This window comes from Variovorax sp. GW823-FHT04B03 (assembly GCF_058796495.1).
Map to the genome: position 1 here is coordinate 1,248,783 of NZ_JBXAIT010000001.1, position 20,211 is coordinate 1,268,993.

Consider the following 20,211-nt stretch of genomic DNA (forward strand, 5'->3'; position numbering starts at 1 on the left):
AGATGAAGAACAACAACAACCGCACCGCACGCCTGCTTCTTGCCGCAGTCGCGGCGTTGCCGGGCCTCGGCGCGCAGGCCGCCGGCCACTTCGATGTCGACGACGCCGGCACGCTCGACCCCGGCCAGTGCCAGTACGAAACCTGGTGGGGCCGCAGCGGCGCCGAGCCGGTCACGACGGGTTTCCATGTCGGGCCGGCCTGCCGGGTCGGGCCGGTCGAGCTGGGGTTGAACTTCGACCGGCTCTCGGCGCAGGGCGTGCATTCGGTCACGGGCGGACCGCAGCTCAAGTGGACCTTTGCCGGCGCGGCCGCCGACGCGCCTTTCAGCGCCGCCGTGTCGATGGGCGCGGTGGCCGACCTGCGGCGCGGCGGTCGCTGGGGCGGCCAGCTGGTGGTGCCGCTCACCTGGCGGCCCACGGCCAGCCTGCAGATTCACGCCAACCTGGGCGCCGACTGGGCGCTGGGCACTGGCGCGCGCACGCCGCGCGGCGGCCTGGCCGTGGAGTGGGCTCTGAACGACGCCGTGTCGCTGATCGCCGAGCGCAACCGGGCCGGAGGCCTGTGGACCTCGCGCGTGGGCGGCCGTTTCAGCCTGACGCCGCTGATCAGCGTCGACATCAGCACCTCGCGCACCGGGCCGCAGGGCGTGCGCGGCGTGGTGATCGGGCTGAACCACGAATTCAGCTGGAAATAAGTGAAGGAAAACTGAAATCCGCTGCAATGGGATGAACTCCCGTATCGTGGATTTTGTTGATTTTGAATAAGATTCGGTCACATTTATTAACGAGTCAACGATCCGTGACCCCATCGCCCGTTCTGGACTTCAAGTTCACCGCGCCGCCGGAGAGCCCCGCGCAGACCTTCCTGCCGGGCCGGCCGGCCGGGGTGCTCGGCCGCTCGTTCACGCCGCAGCGCAATCCGCGCCTGCAGGGGCTGCAGTGCCTGCGCTGCGACGCGCTGTACCCGGTCACGCTCGCCAACGACGGCTGCCCGGCCTGCCGGCAGGCCGGCTTCCACGTCGGGCTGCGCGCCAGCTACCGGCCCGGCGGCCCGGACGTGGTGCCGATGCCGTACGTGCAGGGCTTCTCGCTCGGCGAGGGCAACACGCCGCAGCACGACATGCCCGAGCTGGCGCGGCAGTTCGACATCGCGCGCCTGAGCATCAAGGACGAATCGCGCAACCCGACCGGCTCGCCGAAAGACCGGCTGACCGCGATGGGCGTGGCGCAGGCGCTGGACGCCGGGGCCCACACGCTGGTGCTCGCGTCGTCGGGCAACACGGCGGTGTCGGCGGCGCACTACGCGTGGGCCGCGGGGCTCGGTTGCGAGGTGGCCTCCTACGAGGCGATGCCCGCCACCTACGCCCGCCAGCTCGACGCGCTGGGCGCGCGGCGCTATGTGTTCGCCGACAACACCGGCCGCTGGGGCTTCGTGCGCGAGCGCTCGCAGTACCCGGGGTATTTCGCGCTGTCCAATTACCGCCTGCCCGCGCTGGGCAGTGCGCCCTTGGGCGTGGAGGGCTACAAGGCCATCGCCGAAGAGTGCCTGAAGGACGGCGGCCTGCCCGATCACGTCGTGGTGCCGACCGGGCGCGGCGACATGGCCTGGGGCATCTACGCCGGTTTTCGCGAGCTGCTGGCGGCGGGGCGCATCGCGCGCCTGCCGCGGATGTGGCTGGTCGAGCCCTTCCCGCGGCTGTCGCGCGTGCTCGGCGGCGGGGCGCTCAACGGCAGCTACCCTGGTCGCACGGCGCAGCTGTCGAGCGCGGGCGCGACGGTCACTTATCTGCAATGGCAGGCCGCCACGGCCAGCGGCGGCGGTGCCGTGGTGGTGGGCGACGACGAGGCCCGCGCGGCGCGGCGGCTGCTTACTGCGGCCGGCGTGAGTGCCGAACTGGCAGCAGCGGCGGGCCTGGGGGCCGTGCGGCAACTGCGCGAGGCCGAGACCATCGCAGCCGACGCGCATGTCGTGATGGTGCTGACCTCCGACGCGTCGAGCGACCCGAGCTGGCCCGACCGCGCCGTGACCGCCTGAGGCGGTGTGCCATCCCGGGGCTCAGCGCCCCGTGTGCACCTTGATGCGGATCGTCGCGACGTCCCAGCCCCGGTTCTTCAGCCGCGTGACCAGCATCGGCGACAGCTGGCGCAGCTTGGCGGCCGCGGCGCTGCCCTTGACCAGCAGGCACCACACGTCGCCCTCGGCCGGCCCCGGCTGGATGGCCGCGCGCATGGCCGGTGGAATCAACCCTTCGATCGCCTTCAGCCGCTCGGCCGTGTCCCGCGCGCGCGCCATCAGGCTCCCCAGGGTGGGGGCGCCTGCCGCAGCATCGTGCAGTGAAATGGCGGGGGGCAGTCGGCGATACATGGGTAATCCAGGGGTTAGAAACAAGACAGCTAAAATGCCCGGTTTGCCGACGCGTGCGTCGGCGTTTGTTCCGGAACGGGGCCATCCGACTTCGAGACTTGCGAAGCTTGCATTCGAAGAAGGTGCGCCCAACTGCTTTCACCATATCTTAGGGAATCCGGTCGCAGTGCCTGTCGTGTCAGGTGCCCGCCCCTCTCCACGCCCATGGCAACCAACTTCCTGACCCAGATCTTCGGCAGTCGCAACGACCGGCTCCTCAAGCAGTATCGCAAGACGGTGACGCGCATCAATGCGCTCGAACCCGAATTCGAAAAGCTCAGCGACGACGCGCTGCGCGCCAAGACGCAGGAATTCAAGGACCGCATCGCCAAGGGCGAGTCGCTCGACGACCTGTTGCCCGAAGCCTTCGCCACCGTGCGCGAAGGCTCCAAGCGCGTCATGAAGATGCGCCACTTCGACGTCCAGCTGCTCGGCGGCATGGCGCTGCACAACGGCAAGATCTCCGAAATGCGCACCGGCGAAGGCAAGACGCTGACCGCCACGCTGCCCGTGTACCTGAACGCGCTGTCCGGCAAGGGCGTGCACGTGGTCACGGTGAACGACTACTTGGCCAACCGCGACGCGACCTGGATGGGCCGCCTGTACAACTTCCTGGGCCTGTCGGTCGGCATCAACCTGCCGCAGATGCCACGCGAAGAGAAGCAGGCCGCCTACAGCAGCGACATCACGTACGGCACGAACAACGAGTACGGCTTCGACTACCTGCGCGACAACATGGTCTACGAGCCCGGCGACCGGGTGCAGCGCGGCCTGAACTTCGCGATCGTCGACGAGGTGGACTCCATCCTGATCGACGAGGCCCGCACGCCGCTGATCATCAGCGGCCAGGCCGAAGACCACACCGACCTGTACCTGGCGATCAACAAGGTGGTGCCGCTGCTCAAGAAGCAGGAAGGCGAAGCCGATCCGCGCACGGGCGAGGGCGTCACGGTGCCCGGCGACTTCACGGTCGACGAGAAAACCCACCAGGTGTTCCTGACCGAAGATGGCCACGAGAACGCCGAGCGCATCCTGGGCGAGCTCAAGCTGATTCCCGAAGGCGCGTCGCTGTACGACCCGGCCAACATCACGCTGATGCATCACCTGAATGCCGCGCTGCGTGCCCGCCACCTGTACCACCGCGACCAGCACTACGTGGTGCAGCAGGGCGAAGTGGTCATCGTCGACGAATTCACCGGCCGCCTCATGAGCGGTCGCCGCTGGAGCGACGGCCTGCACCAGGCCGTGGAAGCCAAGGAAGGCGTCGAGATCCAGGCCGAGAACCAGACGCTGGCCTCGATCACCTTCCAGAACTACTTCCGCCTGTACGGCAAGCTGGCCGGCATGACCGGCACGGCCGACACCGAGGCCTACGAGTTCCAGGAAATCTACGGTCTCGAGACCACGATCATTCCGCCCAACCGCATCAGCAAGCGCGACGACCAGCTCGACCGCGTCTACAAGACCACGCGCGAGAAGTACGAAGCAGCCATCCAGGACATCCGCGAGTGCTACGAGCGCGGCCAGCCGGTGCTGGTGGGCACCTCGTCCATCGAGAACTCGGAAATCATCGACGCCCTGCTCGAGAAGGCAGGCCTGCCGCACCAGGTGCTCAACGCCAAGCAGCACGCCCGCGAAGCCGACATCGTCGCGCAGGCCGGCCGCACGAAGATGATCACCATCGCGACCAACATGGCCGGCCGCGGTACCGACATCGTGCTGGGCGGCAACATCGAGAAGATGATCGAGGCGATCGAGGCCGACGAAGGCCGCGACGAAGCCACCAAGCAGGCCGACATCGCCCACGTGCGCGCCGAGTGGACCAAGGACCACGAGTTCGTGAAGTCGCTGGGCGGCCTGCGCATCATTGCCACCGAACGCCATGAGTCGCGCCGCATCGACAACCAGCTGCGCGGCCGTTCGGGCCGCCAGGGCGACCCGGGTTCCTCGCGCTTCTACCTGAGCCTGGACGATCCGCTCATGCGCATCTTCGCGGGCGACCGCGTGAAGGCGATCATGGACCGCCTGAAGATGCCCGACGGCGAAGCCATCGAGGCCGGCATCGTCACGCGCAGCATCGAGAGCGCGCAGCGCAAGGTCGAGGCGCGCAACTTCGACATCCGCAAGCAACTGCTCGAGTACGACGACGTGTCGAACGATCAGCGCAAGGTGATCTACCAGCAGCGCAACGACATCCTCGACGCGGCTGACCTCACGGCGCAGATCGCCGCGCTGCGCGAAGGCTGCTTCACCGACCTCGCTCGCCAGTACGTGCCGCGCGAATCGGTCGAAGAGCAATGGGACCTCGACAGCCTCGAGAAGAGCCTGTTCAGCGAGTGGGGCATCGACATGCCGCTCAAGCAGCAGGTCGAGGCCTCCGAAGCCATCTCCGACGAGGAAGTGGTCGAGAAGATCGTGGCCTACGCCAACGAGAGCTTCGACGCCAAGGTCGCACTCATCGGTCAGGAGAATTTCACCCAGTTCGAACGCATGGTGCTGCTGCAGAGCATCGACACCCACTGGCGCGAACACCTGGCCTCGCTCGACTACCTGCGCCAGGGCATCCACCTGCGCGGCTATGCGCAGAAGCAGCCCAAGCAGGAATACAAGCGCGAGGCCTTCGAGCTCTTCGGCCAGCTGCTCGACTCGGTCAAGAACGAAGTCACGCGCCAGCTCATGACGGTGCGCGTGCAGTCGGGTGAACAGCTCGAGCAGGCGGCCGAAGAGATGGAAAGCCGCGGCGAGAACGTCTCGAACATCACCTACACCGCGCCCACCGAGACCGGCGAGGTCGAGGTGCGCGTCGACGAAGAGAACCAGCGCCGCCTGGCGGCCGTCGGCACCGGCGCGCTGAGCGCCGAAGCCGCTGCCTTTGCGCGCGTCGGCCGCAACGACCCCTGCCCCTGCGGCAGCGGCAAGAAGTACAAGGCGTGCCACGGCAAGCTGAACTGAGCTGAAGTCCCGCACCTTTCATTGAGAGAAATCCCATGCCCGTGAACCTGTCCGCTCCCGATCCCGCCGCCTTGTTCGCGGTGCCCGGCGTCCGCATCGGCGTGGCCGAAGCCGGCGTGCGCAAGGCCAACCGCAAGGACCTGACCGTCGTGCTGATCGACGAAGGCTCGGCGGTCGGCGGCGTGTTCACGCAGAACCGCTTCTGCGCCGCCCCGGTGCAGGTCTGCCGTGACCACCTGAAGGCCAACTACGGCATCCGCGCGATGGTGATCAACACCGGCAACGCCAACGCCGGCACCGGCGAAGACGGCCTGATGCGCACGCGCTCGACCTGCATCGCGCTGGCGCGCCATCTGGAGTTGGCACCCGAGCAGATCCTGCCGTTCTCGACCGGCGTGATCATGGAGCCACTGCCCGTGGACCGCATCGAAGCCGGCCTGCCGGCCGCGCTGGCCGACGCGTCGGAAAACAACTGGGCCCGTGCCGCCGAAGGCATCATGACCACCGACACGATCCCCAAGGCGTTCAGCCGCCAGGTGAAGATCGGCGGCGCCACGGTCACCATCACCGGCATCAGCAAGGGCGCCGGCATGATCCGCCCGAACATGGCGACCATGCTCGGCTTCATGGCGACCGACGCGAAGATCGACCCCGCGCTGATCCAGCCGCTGGCCACGCAGCTGGCCGACGCTTCGTTCAACCGCGTGACCATCGACGGCGACACCTCGACCAACGACTCGTTCGTGGTCATCGCCACGCAGAAGGCCGCGCACGCCACCATCACCTCGCTCGACTCGGCCGATGGCCAGGCGCTCGTGGCCGCGATGCGCGACGTGGCCCGCCTGCTGGCGCAAGCCATCGTGCGCGACGGCGAAGGCGCGACCAAGTTCATCACCATCCAGGTCGACGGCGGCAAGGACGGGGCCGAGTGCCGCCAGGTGGCTTATGCCGTGGCGCATTCGCCGCTGGTCAAGACCGCTTTCTTCGCTAGCGACCCGAACCTGGGCCGCATCCTGGCGGCCGTCGGCTATGCCGGCATTGCCGACCTCGACCAGACCGGCATCGACCTGTTCCTGGACGACGTGCACGTGGCGGTGAAGGGCGGGCGCAACCCGTCGTACCGCGAGGAAGACGGCCAGCGCGTGATGAAGCAGAGCGAGATCACCGTGCGCATCGGCCTGGGCCGCGGCACCGCCAGCGACACCGTGTGGACCTGCGACTTCAGCCACGAGTACGTGACCATCAACGCCGATTACCGGTCATGAACGAGCAGTTCCAGAAGCTCATCGAACGCGCCGAACAGCTCATCGGCCGCATCGAATCGATCCTGCCCCAGCCACTGGCCGCGCCAACCGACTGGAGCGCCTCCATCGCGTGGCGCTACCGCCGTCGCAGCTCCGGCCATGGTGTGCTGGAGCCCGTGAAGCACGTGGCCACGATGGCGCTCGATTCGCTGAGGGAAATCGACGTCCAGAAGGAAAAGATCGAGCGCAACACGCGCCAGTTCGTCGAAGGCAAGCCGGCCAACAACGTGCTGCTGACCGGCGCGCGCGGCACGGGCAAGTCGTCGCTGATCCGCGCCTGTCTGCAGGCCTACGCGCCGCAGGGCCTGCGCCTGATCGAGGTCGACAAGGCCGAGCTCACCGACCTGCCCGACATCGTCGAGGTGGTGTCGCAGCGCCCCGAGAAGTTCATCGTCTTCAGCGACGACCTGAGCTTCGACGAGGGCGAGCCGGGCTACAAGGCGCTCAAGTCGATCCTCGACGGATCGATTGCCGCCTCGACGCCCAACGTGCTGATCTACGCCACCAGCAACCGGCGCCACCTGCTGCCCGAGTACATGAAGGACAACCTCACGTACAAGCACACGGACGACGGTGAGGTGCATCCGGGCGAGGTGATCGAAGAGAAGATCTCGCTGTCGGAGCGCTTCGGCCTCTGGGTGAGCTTCTATCCCTTCAGCCAGAACGAATACCTGACGATCGTGGGCCAGTGGCTCTCGTCGTTCGGTGTCGACGACGCGGCCATCGCGGCGGCGCGGCCCGAGGCGCTCGTGTGGGCGCTGGAGCGCGGCTCGCGCAGCGGCCGCGTGGCCTACCAGTTCGCGCGCGACTACGCAGGGCGGGCCGGCGCGTGAGCGAGGCTGTGACATCGGCGCGCAAGCACACCGAAGTGGCCGTCGGCGTGCTGATCCGTCTGGCCGACGAGGCGCTGCTGCTCACCACGCGCCCCGAAGGCAAGGCCTATGCGGGCTACTGGGAGTTCCCGGGCGGCAAGATCGAGGTCGGCGAAACGGTCGAGGAAGCCCTGCGCCGCGAGCTGCAGGAAGAGCTGGGCATCACCATCGGCGGCGCCGAGGTCTGGAAGGTCACGGAGCACGACTACCCGCATGCGCTGGTGCGCCTGCACTGGTGCAAGGTGACGGACTGGACCGGCGAGTTCGAAATGCGCGAAAGCCAGGCCATGGCCTGGCAGCAACTGCCGCTCGACGTGGCGCCGGTGCTGCCGGGCGCGCTGCCGGTGCTGCAGTGGCTGGTCGAGGAACGCGGCCTGCCCGCGTCGGCCGCCGAGGCGGTGTCGAGCGTCGCCTGACGACGCACGGCACGACCGTGGTCCAGAAGTAAGAGATATGCATCCCAAGTACCGTGCCGACATCGACGGCCTGCGCGCCGTGGCCGTGGCCTCGGTCGTCATCTTCCATGCGTTCCCGAAGCTGCTGCCTGGCGGCTTCATCGGCGTCGACATCTTCTTCGTGATCTCGGGCTTCCTGATCACGACGATCATGATGCAGAGCCACGCGGCCGGCGATTTCAGCTACCGCGACTTCTATGCACGGCGCATCCGCCGGATCTTCCCGGCACTGATGCTGATGCTGGCGGGCGTGCTGGCCTTCGGCTGGTACGTGCTGCTCAACAAGGAATTCGTCGAGCTGGGCAAGCAGGCGCTGGGCGGCGTGGGCTTCGTGGCCAACTTCGTCTTCTGGAGCGAGGCCGGCTACTTCGACACGGCCGCCGAGACCAAGCCGCTGCTGCACCTGTGGTCGCTGGGCATCGAGGAACAGTTCTACATTTTCTGGCCGCTGCTGCTCGGGCTGGCCTGGCGCCGGCGCTGGCCGATCGTGCGCGTGCTGTGGGTGCTGGCGGTGGTGTCGTTCCTCATCAACGTGACGACGATCCACCCGTTCCGCACGGCGGCCTTCTATTCGCCAGCTTCGCGCTTCTGGGAACTCATGGTGGGCGGCATCCTGGCCTGCATGCGGATGAAGCCGTCGGCACCGAGCGTCTGGCGCAGCCATGTGCAGTCGGTGCTGGGCGTGGGCCTGATCGTGCTGGGCCTCGTGATGATCCGCAGCGACAAGGCCTTCCCCGGCTGGTGGGCGCTGCTGCCGACGCTGGGCGCGGTGAGCTGCATCGCGGCCGGCCCGACGGGTGTGCTGAACAAGTACTTCCTGTCGAACCGCGCGATGGTGTGGATCGGCCTGATCAGCTATCCGCTGTACCTGTGGCATTGGCCGCTGCTGGTGTATGCGCGGATCGTCAAGGGCGCGGAGCCGTCGGTGGGCACGCGCGTGACGATGGTGGTCGCGAGCGTGCTGCTGGCCTGGCTGACCTACCGCTTCATCGAGCGGTTCACGCGGGCCCGCCTGGGCGCGGGCATGCTGCGCACGCTCGTGGGCACCGGTGCCTTCGTGGCCGTGGCCGGCGTGGCGGTGCTCAACGGTTTGCCCGCCCGCCACAACAGCGAGCTGCTGCAGAAGGTGACCGATGCGACGGTGGACGGCGACTACTACGCCGGCTTTTCCTCGGAGAACTTCGGCCCCTACGCGGTGAATCGCATCGGCAACGGCGCCCGCAAGGTGCTGCTGATCGGCGACAGCCACGTCATCGAGTACGGCCCGCGTGCCGCGGAGCTGGCACGCCTCGCGCCCGAGCGCATGGCAACCACGTACTTCTTCACCTACGGCGCGTGCCCGGCCATTCCGAACGTCTTCGCCGAGCAGAACCCCGGCTGCGGCCCGGCCCGCGACCAGTGGATGGCGATGGCGCGCGACCCGCAGATCGACACCGTGCTGATCGGCAGCTGCTGGAACTGCTACTTCACGGGCGATTTCCCGCTGGACTACGTGCTGCGCGCGAACGGTGCGTCGCTCTCCCTGACCCGCGGCGACCGCGCCGGCATCGAGCCCTCGCTGGTGGCGCTGCAGGCGTGGGTGACCGAACTGGTCAAGCAGAAGAAAAAGGTCTATCTGCTGCTGGACAACGCGCTGGGCGACGACTTCGAGCCGCGCCGCATGATCGAGGGCAGCCGGCTGCGCACGCTCTCGGTGGTGGGCAACTCGCCAACCGCGCCCGTGCTCGCCGACCAGGTGAAGCTCAACCAGCGGCTCCTGCAGATCGCGGCCGCCAGCGGCGCGGAGGCGATCGACGTGCTGGGCGCCCTGTGCAAGGACGGCCAGTGCCCGCGGACGATGCCGGACGGTGCGCCGGCCTACAAGGACCACGGCCACCTGCGGCCCGCGTTCACGCGGCAGTTCGCGACCTACCTGGACAAGGTGTTCCTGGAAGAGGGCGTGCAGCCCGCTGCAGCCAACTGACGGCCCCGCAGCTCTGGGCTGCGGCGGCGTGCATGCAATCTATTGCTGCAGCTTGGGATCGCCGAAGGGCTCTTCGTCGGGCGGTGTCTCCGCCGGCATCCTGAATTCCTCGGTCGCCCAGGCGCCGAAGTCGATGCCCTTGCAGCGTGCGCTGCAGAACGGCCGGAACGGGTTGCGCTCCGCATAAATGCTGTCGCCGCCGCAGGTCGGGCAGCGGACGATGCGTTCGTCTTCTTTCTTCTTGCTCACACCGGGCCTCACGCGCAGAGGGTCAGTTCGAAGGGGGTGTCTTCCGTGCTCGGGTGCAGGCGGTCGTCGGCTTCGTGCCGCATGAGCCGCACCGAGACCATGAGGCGGTTGCCGCTGATTTCCGGGACCAGGCCCAGCTTGGGATCGATGCGCAGTCGCAGCAGCTGGAAGCTGCGTCCCTGCGGCAGGTTCTGCTGGAACTGCCCGTGGGTGGCGATCACCTTGTAGGGTACGTCGGCGTCGCGCAGCAGCTTGAGCAGCAGGTAGATCGACGAGGCCAGCGGCGACAGCGTGTTCGACCAGCGCTCCAGGTCGGCGCGGCGGCTGGCCGGCGTGCGGTGCTGCCACGCGTAGTAGGCGGGCAGGTCGAACTCGCAGGTGCCGCCCGGAATGCCGGCGCGGCTGCGGATGCTCATGAGCCACTCGTTCTCGGTGAGTGCCTGTCCCGCCTTGCCGGCCACGCCGTTGAGTGCACTGAAGTTGCGTTCGAGCTGGTCGACCACCTGGTTCAGCACCGTCTCGGCGATGGCCGGATTGCCCCGGTAGCTGTTGAAGACGTTCTTGTGCTTGTCGAGGTCGCGCAGCACGTCGGCCTTGAGGTCGGCGCGCGCCGCCACGTCCATGATCTCGAAGATCGTGACCAGGGCGTAGTGGTGCGAAAGCGGCGATTCCGAGGGCACCAGTTCCCCGAGGCGACGGAACAGATGCTCCAGCCTCAGGTACGTGCGGATGCGCTCGTTGAAGGGGTACTCGTAGAGGATCACGCGTATTTGTCGGTTTCCTGTCGCGGAATCATAACTTCAGGGCGATTTGGAAGGGGGTGTGGGCATCACTTCACGCACCGCGGCCAGCATGCGCTCGCCGAGTGCGAGCTGTCCGTGCATGGACATGTGCGTGTCGTTCGAGAAGTAGAAGTCGCGGATCTGCGTGTGCTTTTCGCGGGTGAAGGCGTACAGGTCGGGGCCCAGCTTCGCATCGCGGAAGCCGCTTTCGAAGTCTTTCGAGAAATCGGGCTTGAGGTAGACCGTGGTCTTGTTGGGCACCACCATCCACAGGAGCGGGATGGTGCTGTGCGCAGCGGTGAAGTTCTTCATTCGCGCCAGCGTGTCGGAGGTCAACGGGCCATTGTCCTCGTCTTCCTGGAAGAAGGGCATCCGGTCGCACTGGCGATGCGAGAAGAATTTGCAACCGTCGGGGACTTTCCTTACCCAGGTGTCACGATCGAAATAGGTGTCTACCGGCGAGTTCTTGGCCTTCCACGTGTGGTAATAGGTCACGACGCCGGTCATGTACTGGACTTCCCAGTTGGGCGCGAAGGCCGGCACGGTCTCGTCGGGCTCGATGAGGGGCTCGGCCTTGGCGCTGTAGGGGAAGATGGTCTTGCCGTCCTTGCAGCGCTCGCTGTAGCGCATGCGCATGTCCAGCAGGCGCTCCACGCTTTCGATGATCACCAGCTTGCCCTTGAAGCCGGAGTCGTGGACCCACTGGCTGAAATCGCCGCACAGCGATTCGCCGTACTGGCCCCAGTAGGAGGTCGAGACCCGGTAGCCGGCCTTGGCAAGCACGGACTGCCAGCGGTGCGTCATGGAGAAGCTGTCGCCGACGACCATCACGTCCGCCTGTTCGATGGGCGTGCTGGCAAGGTAGACCGGGTCGACCTTGGGCGGCGGGTCGCGCCAGCCGAACTCGCGCTCGGACAGGCGTCCGATGCGCGTGAGGTCGCCGTAGGGCACCGGGCTGGTGAGCGAAATGATCCACAGGGCCATCAGGACGAAGTAGCCGAAGAGGAAGAACCGCAGCCAGACTTTCGCGGGCGTCGTGGTCGTCGTCATGTCGAATCAGAATTGGAAATAGAGGAAGGGGCTGTAGCCGCCCAGCTTCGAAACGCACCACGCGAACAGTGCGAAGGTACCGATGGCGAGCACCACGGTCGACAGGCGGGCCATCACCGGGCGGCCGGCCATCGACTTCGGGTGGGGAATCCAGCGCTCCAGGGTGATGGTCGGCGGCAGCGTCAGGCAGATGATGATCGCCACCAGCATGAGCTGGAAGAACTCCGGCTTGCGGAACGGCACCTTGCCGAACTCGCTGAACGCCGAGACCGGCGCGCCGTGCATCCCCAGCATGCCCTTGTAGATGGACATGGCCGTGTTCATGCCGTCGGCGCGGAAGACGATCCAGGCCACCACCACGCACAGGAAGGTCAGCAGCCAGCCCAGCACGCGTGCGATGCGTCCCGGGGTGGCATTGCGACGGACCTTGGCGTTCCAGAGGTGGTTGACCATCAGGAACGCGCCGTGCATCGCGCCCCAGACCACGAAGGTCCAGGCCGCGCCGTGCCACAGGCCACCGAGCAGCATCGTGAGGAACAGGTTCAGGTAGCGCCGCGCCGGGCCCTTGCGGTTGCCGCCCAGCGGCACGTAGAGGTAGTCGCGCAGGAAGGTCGACAGCGAGATGTGCCAGCGGCGCCAGAACTCGATGATGTTGGTCGACTTGTAGGGCGAGCGGAAGTTGAGCGGCAGCTGCACGCCCAGGCACATCGAGAGGCCGACGGCCATGTCCGAGTAGCCCGAGAAGTCGAAATAGATCTGCAGCGTATAGGCCAGCGCACCGAACCACGCGGTGTACAACGTGGGCTCGATGCCCTTGTGAACGCCGTTGAACATCAGGTCGGCGTACTGCCCCATGGGGTCGGCGATCAGCAGTTTCTTGGCAAGGCCGAAGACGAAGATCGTGAGGCCGATGGCGACCTTGTTCGGGTCCATCCGGTAGGTCGCGGGGTTCGCGAACTGCGGCATCATCTGCGCGTGGTGCAGCACCGGGCCCGCGATCAGGTGCGGGAAGTAGGTGACGAACAGCACGTAGTGGATGAAGCTGCGCTCGTGCACCTTGCCCTGCCAGCAGTCGACCAGGAAGGCGATCTGCGTGAAGGTGTAGAACGAGATGCCGATCGGCAGCACGATGTGCACCAGATCGATCGGCGTGAGACCCGCGGCGACCAGCCCCGCATCGACGTTTTCCAGGAAGAAGTTGGCGTATTTGAAGACGGCCAGCACGCCCAGGTTGATCACCAGCGAGGCGATCAGCAGCGTCTTGCGCTTGCGGTCGTTGCGTCCCGGCGCGGGCGTCAGCTGCAGGCCGAACCAGTAGTTGATGCAGATGGAACCCAGCAGCAGCGGCAGGGCCTGCACGCTCCACCAACCGTAGAAGAACAGCGAGGCCAGTCCGAGGAAGCCGGCGGCGGCGCGGGCGTTGCGCTTGCCGATCAGGAAGAACCCGATCAGGACCAGCGGGAAATAGACAAAAATGAAGGGATACGAGTTGAAAAGCATCTCGGGGAGGGCACTGCAGGGGCGAGCGCCTTTTTGTCGTAATCGTTATAGAGCCGCCGGGGCGGCTGGTCTCGGATTATCGCGTGGTGGCCGCAGCCCACAGCTTCCAGAGACCCCGCACCTCGGTGCCCAGTTCCGCGAGCGTCAACGACTCGTTGTAAATCACGGCGTCGGCGGCGGCCCGGCGCGCCTTGCGCGGCGCCTGCTGGGCGATCACGGCGCGCACGGCCTCGGGCTCCCATCCCGAGCGTGCGACCACGCGCTGCAGCTGCGTGTCTTCGTGGGCATCGACCACCAGCACGCGGTCCACAAGGGCCCGCCAGCGGCCGGATTCGACCAGCAGGGGGACGTCGAACACGACGACGGCATCGTCGCCGGCGGCGGCGGCCTGGCGTTGCGTCTCGGTGCCGATCAGCGGATGCAGGATCGCTTCGAGGCGGGCCTTGGCGCCCGCGTCGGCGAACACCAGCTGGCGCATGGCGGCCCGGTCGAGGCTGCCGTCGGGCGCGATGACGGAAGGGCCGAATGCGGCCTCGATGGCGGGCATCGCGATGCCGCCGGACTGCGCGATGCGGCGTGCGATGGCGTCGGTATCGACCAGCACTGCCCCTTCAGCCACCAGCAACGACGCGACCGTGCTCTTGCCGCTGCCGATGCCGCCGGTCAGGCCGATGCGCTTCACCGCCATGCCGCTGTCGTTCTCAAAGGGCCAGGGCCCCGAAAGGGAAGGCGAAGGGAATCCACTGCTTGACGACGGCGGGACCGGCCACGAGGCAGATCAGGCCGGCGCCGGCCAGGAAGGGGCCGAAGGCGATGGGAATGTCCTTGTGGGCCAGCTTGCCGGCGAAGCGCAGCGTGAGGCCGATCACCGCGCCCACCACCGATGAGACGAGGATGATCGCAATGAGGTAGTCGGCGCCAAGCCAGGCGCCCAGAGCGGCGAGCAGTTTGAAGTCCCCATGTCCCATGCCTTCCTTGCCTGTGGCCAAGCGGTAGGCATGGTACACAAGCCACAGGCTCAGGTAGCCGAACACGGCGCCCCAGACCGCAGTGTTCAGGCTGACGCCGGTCCAGCCCATGGCGGCACCGACCAGGCCGAGCCAGAGCAGAGGGTAGTTCAGGGCGTCGGGCAGGAACTGGGTGTCGAAGTCGATGAGGAACTGGCAGATCAGCACGGCGCCAAAGGCCGCCCAGAGCGCGCCCGTAGGGGTGATGCCGAAGCGGTGCGCGCACAGGGCGAACAGCGCGCCCGTGATCAGTTCGACGAGCGGGTAGCGGGGGCTGATCGAGGTCTTGCAGCTGGCGCACCGGCCACGCAGCACGAGATAGCTGAGCACGGGGATGTTCTGGTACCAGCGGATCTTGTGGCCGCATGTGCCGCAGCGCGAGGCGGGGCGGGTGAGGTCGAAGGGCGGGAGCTTTTCGAGCGCTTCGGCGGCCTTGTCGGCGGCCGCCTCGAGCCCTGCGGGCGGCACGGCCTTCGGACCGAAGACCAGTGACCAGAGCGAAGGCATGTCCTTCGACGACATGAGGTTGGCGACCGCATCGCCCAGCCAGCCCCGGTACATCATGACCGGGGTGCGGTAGATCACCACGTTGAGGAAACTGCCGATCAATAGCCCCAGCACACCGGCCAATGCGGTGTCGAACCCTTGCGACACCAGCATCAGACGACCTGGCCGAGCTTGAAGATGGGCAGGTACATCGACACCACGATGCCGCCGATGATGACGCCCAGGAACACGATGATGATGGGCTCCATCAGGCTGGAGAGGCCGGCGACCATGTCGTCGACTTCGGATTCGTAGAAGTCGGCGGCCTTGCCGAGCATGTGGTCGATAGAGCCTGATTCTTCACCGATGGCCGTCATCTGGATCACCATCGAGGGGAACAGGTTGACGTTGGTCATGGCCGTCGTCAGGCTGGTGCCGGTCGAGACCTCCTGCTGGATCTTGGCGGTGGCGTCGCCGTAGACCGAGTTGCCCGATGCGCCGCCCACGGAGTCGAGGGCTTCCACCAGCGGCACACCGGCTGCGAACATGGTGGCGAGCGTGCGGGTCCAGCGGGCTATGCAGGATTTTTCGATCAACGTGCCGAAGATGGGGAGGCGCAGCAACAGGCGGTCCATGACCTTCTGGACACGCTCATTGCGCTTCCAAGCTTGTAGGAAGAAATAAATGCCACCGCCTAGCACGCCGAAGATCAACCACCAGTAGGAAACGAAGAACTCGCTGATTCCCATCACGATCAGCGTCGGCGCGGGCAGGTCGGCACCGAAGGAGGTGAACACCTCCTTGAACGCGGGGATCACGAAGATCATGATGATCGCCACCACGATGAAGGCCACGACGACCACCGAGGTCGGGTACATCAATGCCGACTTGATCTTCGACTTGATCGCCTCGGTCTTCTCCATGTAGGTTGCGAGACGATCCAGCAACTCCTCCAGAATACCGGCCGCTTCCCCGGCTTCCACGAGGTTGCAATAGAGATTATCGAAGTACTTCGGAAACTTGCGAAAAGCAGCCGACAGCGAGGTGCCGGTCTCGACGTCGCTGCGGATGTCGTTCAGCAGCTTGGCGACGCTTGGGTTCGCGTTGCCGCGGCCGACGATGTCGAAGGACTGCAGCAGCGGCACGCCCGCCTTCATCATGGTCGCGAGCTGGCGCGTGAAGATCGCGATGTCCTTGGGCTTGATCGCCTTGCCCGAGCGCATGCGGCGCTTCTTGATCTTGGAGGCCAGCACGCCCTGGCGACGCAAGGCCGCCTGCACCTGGTTCTCCCCGGCGGCGCGAAGTTCGCCGCGCACCAGCTTGCCGTTGCGGTCCTTGCCTTCCCATTCGAAGACGAATTCCTTGTGCGTGACCTGGGAGCGGGAGGATGCCACTGTTGCCATTCGATCTCCGGTGTTCAGTGTGTTCGTTATAGGTTGGTGCAGGCGACGACTTCTTCGAGCGAAGTGAGGCCCTGCATGACTTTGCGAAGGCCGGACTGGCGCAGCGAGCGCACGCCTTCGGCTTCGGATTGGTTCGCGATGTCCAGCGCACTGCCGTCGCGCAGGATGATTTCCTGGATGGCTTCCGAAATCGGCATCACCTGGTAGATGCCGACCCGGCCCTTGTAGCCGCCGCTGCAGGCGGTGCAGCCGACCGGGCGGTAGGGCTTCCAGGTGCCGTTGATGTCTTCCTCTTTGAAGCCGGCATCGAGCAGGGCTTCGCGTGGGATGTCGATCGGCGCGCGGCACAGCATGCACAGCCGGCGCGCGAGGCGTTGCGCGGTGATCAGGATCACGCTCGATGCGATGTTGAAGGGCGCGATCCCCATGTTGCGCATGCGCGTGAGCGTGGTCGGGGCGTCGTTGGTGTGCAGCGTCGACAGCACCAGGTGGCCGGTCTGCGCGGCCTTGATCGAGATGTCTGCGGTTTCGAGGTCGCGGATTTCGCCGACCATGATGATGTCGGGATCCTGTCGCAGGAAGGCGCGCAGCGCCGCCGCGAAGGTGAGGCCGGCCTTCTCGTTGACGTTGACCTGGTTGACGCCGGGCAGGTTGATTTCCGACGGGTCTTCTGCCGTCGCGATGTTGACGCCCGGCTGGTTGAGCAGGTTCAGGCAGGTGTATAGCGACACGGTCTTGCCCGAGCCCGTGGGGCCGGTCACCAGCACCATGCCATAGGGGCGGCCGATGGCGTGGAGGAGCCGTTCCTTTTCGTCGGCGTCGTAGCCCAGGGCGTCGATGCCCATGCGCGCGCTGCTCGGGTCCAGGATACGCACGACGATCTTCTCGCCGAACAGCGTGGGCAGCGTGCTCACGCGGAAGTCGATCACGCGATCGGGGCCGATCTTGAGCTTCATGCGGCCGTCCTGCGGCACGCGCTTCTCCGAGATGTCGAGCCGCGAAATGACCTTGATGCGCGAGGCCAGCTTGTCCTTGATGACCGTGGGTGGGCTGGCGATTTCTCGCAGCTCGCCGTCGACTCGAAAGCGCACCCGGTAGTGGTGTTCGTAGGGCTCGAAGTGGATGTCCGAGGCCCGCATGCTCACGGCGTCGAGCAGCATCTTGTGCAGGAAGCGCACCACGGGTGCGTCTTCGACTTCGGCAATGGCCTGCTCGTTGGCATCGCCCGAGGTGTCGGCCGTGACGTCGTCGAACTCGAACTCGGTGCCGACGATGCTGTTGATGGTTTCAGCCGCGCTCGCAGCGGCGGCTTCGATCATGCGCGAGAGCTTGTCGTACTCGGCGATGACCCAGTCCACGCCCATCTGCGACGCGAACTTGATTTTTTCCGCGGCCTGCTGGTCCGACGGGTCGGCCGTCGCGACGATCAGGCGGTTGTTGCGCTTGCTGAGAACGACGATGCGGTACGCATGGCAGAGCTTCGGATCGAGCAGGTCCTTGGGCAGGCGCTGGTGATCGATGGCATCGAGGTCGAGCAGCGGGGCTCCGAAGGCGCTCGACAGGGTGTGGGCGAGGTCCGCAGCCGAAACGGCGCCGGTGCCGGTCAGTTCGGCGATGAAGCTGGTGCGGCCGCTCAGCGACTTCTGATAGATGTCTTCGGCTGTCTTCGCCGCGAGCTTGCCGGCCGACACGAGGGCGCGCGCCAGGCCGGGAAGGGCTATCTGCGTAGTTTCTTTAACGGGAATTTCGGCAGCGGCCATTCAGCGAATGCAAAAGATGTGAAAAAGTGCTTCACGATCATCGCTGAACACGCCTGTGCTGTAAATCGTTACACAGCAACAGGGGCTGACATTAACTGGACCAGTCGAGAAAAACTGGTCGGGGTGAGAGGATTCGAACCTCCGGCCTCTACGTCCCGAACGTAGCGCTCTACCAGGCTAAGCTACACCCCGATTGGTTGCAAGAAAAAGAACTCGTCCTAGATGCCAACTCTGTGGAGGTGTTTCAGGCACGTCGCTCAAGCAACTGAGCCGCTAATTGTAGCAAACCTGAAGCGTGCAAATTCGACGGGAGGTCGCGCAATGCATGAATTGCGCGTTCGGCCTCTGCCGCAGCAGCCGCGCGTGAGGCTTCCAGCGCGCCGGTTTCGCGAACGATCTCGACGATTTTTCCCAGCTGTGCGGTGTCGCCGGCCTCGATGGCGGCGCGCACCAGTGCGCTCTGCTCAGGGGTGCCGCGTTGCATGGCAAAGATCAGCGGCAAAGTGGTCTTGCCTTCGCGCAGGTCGTCGCCGACGTTCTTCCCGGTTTCCTGGGCATCGCCTGCGTAATCGAGCACATCGTCGATCACCTGGAAGGCGGTGCCCAGCGCTTGTCCGTAGGTGGCGCAGGCCTCTTCGACTTCGGGCGTCGTGCCGGCCAGCACGGCCGCCAGCCGGGTGCTTGCCTCGAAGAGCTTGGCGGTCTTGGAGCGGATCACGCGCAGGTACGCCGCTTCGTCCAGCGAGGCGTCGTGCATGTTCATCAGTTGCAGCACCTCGCCTTCCGCGATCACGTTGGTCGCTTCGGCCAGGATCTGCATGATGCGCATGTTGTTTGCATCCAACATCATCTGGAAGGCGCGCGAATACAGGAAGTCGCCCACCAGCACGCTGGCGGGGTTGCCGAAGGATTCGTTGGCGGTGGCGCGGCCTCGGCGCAGGGTCGATTCGTCGACCACGTCGTCGTGCAGCAGGGTCGCGGTGTGGATGAACTCCACCACGGCCGCCAGGTTGAAGCGCTGTTCGCCCGTGTAGCCGAGCGCGCCTGCCATGAGCAGCAGCAGCGCCGGCCGCAGCCGCTTGCCGCCGGCCGAGATGATGTATTGCGAAACTTGGCTGACCAGCGGAACGCCGGTGTTCAGGCGTTGGGCGATCACACGGTCGACTTCGACCATGTCGCCGGCAATCAGGTCCAGCACGGTGGCGGTGGGGGAGGTGTCGGCGGCGGGAACTGGCAAAGCGAAGGCGCGGGGCGCTGCGAGGATGAGGGCGGCCCTGGAGGCCGGAACGCGGGAATTATAGGGAGCCGTGCACGATTCCCTGGAGCGTCTCAGCATCGGGGTGGTGAGTGTCCGCAAACCGCGCTATAATCTTGGGCTCTGCGGAATTCGCTGCGGAGACTCATTTCTAAGAGGTTTACATGTACGCGGTCATAAAAACCGGCGGCAAGCAATATCGCGTTGCTTCCGGCGAAAAAATTAAAGTAGAACAGATTGCTGCGGACGTAGGCCAGGAAATCGTGATCGACCAGGTTCTGGCTGTCGGAAACGGCGCTGAAATCAAGGTTGGTACGCCCCTGGTGTCCGGCGCAACGGTGACAGTCACGGTACTGTCGCACGGCAAGCACGACAAGGTCGGCATCTTCAAGATGCGCCGTCGCAAGCACTATCAGAAACGTCAAGGCCATCGCCAGCAGTTCACCGAACTGCAAATTGGCGCGATCGCCGGCTAAGGAGCACATTCCATGGCACAGAAAAAAGGCGGCGGCTCCACGCGAAACGGGCGCGATTCCAAGCCCAAGATGCTTGGCGTGAAGGCCTTCGGCGGCGAACTGATCAGCGCAGGCTCGATCATCGTGCGCCAGCGCGGCACCCAGTTCCACCCCGGCGTGAACGTCGGCGTGGGCAAGGACCACACGCTCTTCGCCCTGGTCGACGGCCACGTGTCGTTCGGTCACAAGGGTGCGCTGAACAAGCACATGGTCAACGTGACGCCCGCGGCCTAAGCCCCGCAGTCACTTCGATC

The 20,211-nt window shown here is 65.9% G+C and carries 19 protein-coding genes and 1 tRNA gene; 9 read left to right on the forward strand and 11 right to left on the reverse strand.

Annotated features, from left to right (window positions below; translation table 11 throughout):
* The first annotated feature begins 2 nt into the window (after positions 1-2).
* Positions 3-695: a PA4824 family protein gene (locus AC1RAD_RS05650; RefSeq protein ID WP_492734145.1), complete on the forward strand. Its 693-nt coding sequence runs from the start codon at positions 3-5 to the stop codon at positions 693-695.
* Positions 696-799: 104 nt separating this feature from the next.
* On the forward strand, positions 800-2,035 hold the full coding sequence (locus tag AC1RAD_RS05655) for a pyridoxal-phosphate dependent enzyme (RefSeq protein WP_492734146.1): 1,236 nt from the start codon (positions 800-802) through the stop codon (positions 2,033-2,035).
* A gap of 21 nt (positions 2,036-2,056) precedes the next feature.
* Here the strand turns inward: AC1RAD_RS05655 and AC1RAD_RS05660 are convergent, their stop codons facing one another.
* Positions 2,057-2,365, reverse strand: a complete 309-nt coding sequence (locus tag AC1RAD_RS05660; RefSeq protein WP_062474543.1) for a DciA family protein — start codon at positions 2,363-2,365, stop codon at positions 2,057-2,059.
* 204 nt (positions 2,366-2,569) lie between these two features.
* On the opposite strand from AC1RAD_RS05660, the gene secA reads away from it, so the two are divergent.
* The 5 genes from secA to AC1RAD_RS05685 are packed head-to-tail and all read left to right on the forward strand — an operon-like array spanning position 2,570 to position 9,950.
* Positions 2,570-5,356 carry a preprotein translocase subunit SecA gene (gene secA / locus AC1RAD_RS05665; RefSeq protein WP_492734147.1) on the forward strand — a complete coding sequence of 929 codons (2,787 nt, stop codon included), beginning with the start codon at positions 2,570-2,572 and terminating at the stop codon, positions 5,354-5,356.
* A gap of 35 nt (positions 5,357-5,391) precedes the next feature.
* A complete protein-coding gene (argJ, locus tag AC1RAD_RS05670) occupies positions 5,392-6,621 on the forward strand; it encodes a bifunctional glutamate N-acetyltransferase/amino-acid acetyltransferase ArgJ (protein ID WP_447741594.1) in 1,230 nt (409 codons plus the stop codon).
* Positions 6,618-7,493: an ATP-binding protein gene (locus AC1RAD_RS05675; protein ID WP_062474537.1), complete on the forward strand. Its 876-nt coding sequence runs from the start codon at positions 6,618-6,620 to the stop codon at positions 7,491-7,493. The genes argJ and AC1RAD_RS05675 overlap by 4 nt, the downstream gene beginning before the upstream one ends.
* On the forward strand, positions 7,490-7,948 hold the full coding sequence (locus tag AC1RAD_RS05680; RefSeq protein ID WP_487847844.1) for an NUDIX domain-containing protein: 459 nt from the start codon (positions 7,490-7,492) through the stop codon (positions 7,946-7,948). Before AC1RAD_RS05675 ends, AC1RAD_RS05680 begins: the two co-directional genes overlap by 4 nt.
* Positions 7,949-7,985: 37 nt before the next feature.
* Positions 7,986-9,950, forward strand: a complete 1,965-nt coding sequence (locus tag AC1RAD_RS05685) for an acyltransferase family protein (protein WP_492734148.1) — start codon at positions 7,986-7,988, stop codon at positions 9,948-9,950.
* Between the two features lie 39 nt (positions 9,951-9,989).
* Here AC1RAD_RS05685 and AC1RAD_RS05690 read toward each other — a convergent pair whose 3' ends face one another.
* From AC1RAD_RS05690 to AC1RAD_RS05735, 10 genes are all read right to left on the reverse strand, one after another.
* The gene (locus tag AC1RAD_RS05690; RefSeq protein WP_062474531.1) at positions 9,990-10,199 is read right to left on the reverse strand and encodes a DNA gyrase inhibitor YacG; all 210 of its coding nucleotides are present in this window, start codon (positions 10,197-10,199) and stop codon (positions 9,990-9,992) included.
* 8 nt (positions 10,200-10,207) lie between these two features.
* The gene (zapD, locus tag AC1RAD_RS05695) at positions 10,208-10,963 is read right to left on the reverse strand and encodes a cell division protein ZapD (protein WP_070063618.1); all 756 of its coding nucleotides are present in this window, start codon (positions 10,961-10,963) and stop codon (positions 10,208-10,210) included.
* Positions 10,964-10,999: 36 nt separating this feature from the next.
* Positions 11,000-12,031 (reverse strand): alginate O-acetyltransferase AlgX-related protein, encoded by a 1,032-nt coding sequence (locus tag AC1RAD_RS05700; RefSeq protein ID WP_062474527.1) that lies wholly within the window; start codon positions 12,029-12,031, stop codon positions 11,000-11,002.
* A gap of 6 nt (positions 12,032-12,037) precedes the next feature.
* Positions 12,038-13,531, reverse strand: coding sequence for an MBOAT family O-acyltransferase (locus tag AC1RAD_RS05705; protein ID WP_492734149.1), 1,494 nt, complete (start codon positions 13,529-13,531; stop codon positions 12,038-12,040).
* Positions 13,532-13,607: 76 nt separating this feature from the next.
* On the reverse strand, positions 13,608-14,219 hold the full coding sequence (gene coaE, locus AC1RAD_RS05710) for a dephospho-CoA kinase (RefSeq protein ID WP_492734150.1): 612 nt from the start codon (positions 14,217-14,219) through the stop codon (positions 13,608-13,610).
* A gap of 13 nt (positions 14,220-14,232) precedes the next feature.
* Positions 14,233-15,198: a prepilin peptidase gene (locus tag AC1RAD_RS05715; RefSeq protein ID WP_492734151.1), complete on the reverse strand. Its 966-nt coding sequence runs from the start codon at positions 15,196-15,198 to the stop codon at positions 14,233-14,235.
* Positions 15,198-16,427, reverse strand: coding sequence for a type II secretion system F family protein (locus tag AC1RAD_RS05720; RefSeq protein WP_492734152.1), 1,230 nt, complete (start codon positions 16,425-16,427; stop codon positions 15,198-15,200). The genes AC1RAD_RS05715 and AC1RAD_RS05720 overlap by 1 nt, the downstream gene beginning before the upstream one ends.
* Before the next feature lie 26 nt (positions 16,428-16,453).
* Positions 16,454-18,187, reverse strand: a complete 1,734-nt coding sequence (gene pilB / locus AC1RAD_RS05725; RefSeq protein WP_492734153.1) for a type IV-A pilus assembly ATPase PilB — start codon at positions 18,185-18,187, stop codon at positions 16,454-16,456.
* 115 nt (positions 18,188-18,302) lie between these two features.
* Positions 18,303-18,379: transfer RNA gene (locus AC1RAD_RS05730), tRNA-Pro, on the reverse strand.
* Positions 18,380-18,431: 52 nt separating this feature from the next.
* Positions 18,432-19,424, reverse strand: coding sequence for a polyprenyl synthetase family protein (locus tag AC1RAD_RS05735; RefSeq protein WP_070063612.1), 993 nt, complete (start codon positions 19,422-19,424; stop codon positions 18,432-18,434).
* Positions 19,425-19,606: 182 nt separating this feature from the next.
* On the opposite strand from AC1RAD_RS05735, the gene rplU reads away from it, so the two are divergent.
* Both rplU and rpmA read left to right on the forward strand, forming a co-directional pair.
* Entirely contained in the window at positions 19,607-19,918 is a 312-nt protein-coding gene (gene rplU / locus AC1RAD_RS05740; RefSeq protein WP_042578903.1) for a 50S ribosomal protein L21, read from the forward strand.
* Positions 19,919-19,930: 12 nt separating this feature from the next.
* Entirely contained in the window at positions 19,931-20,191 is a 261-nt protein-coding gene (gene rpmA / locus AC1RAD_RS05745; protein ID WP_013543198.1) for a 50S ribosomal protein L27, read from the forward strand.
* Positions 20,192-20,211: the final 20 nt, after the last annotated feature.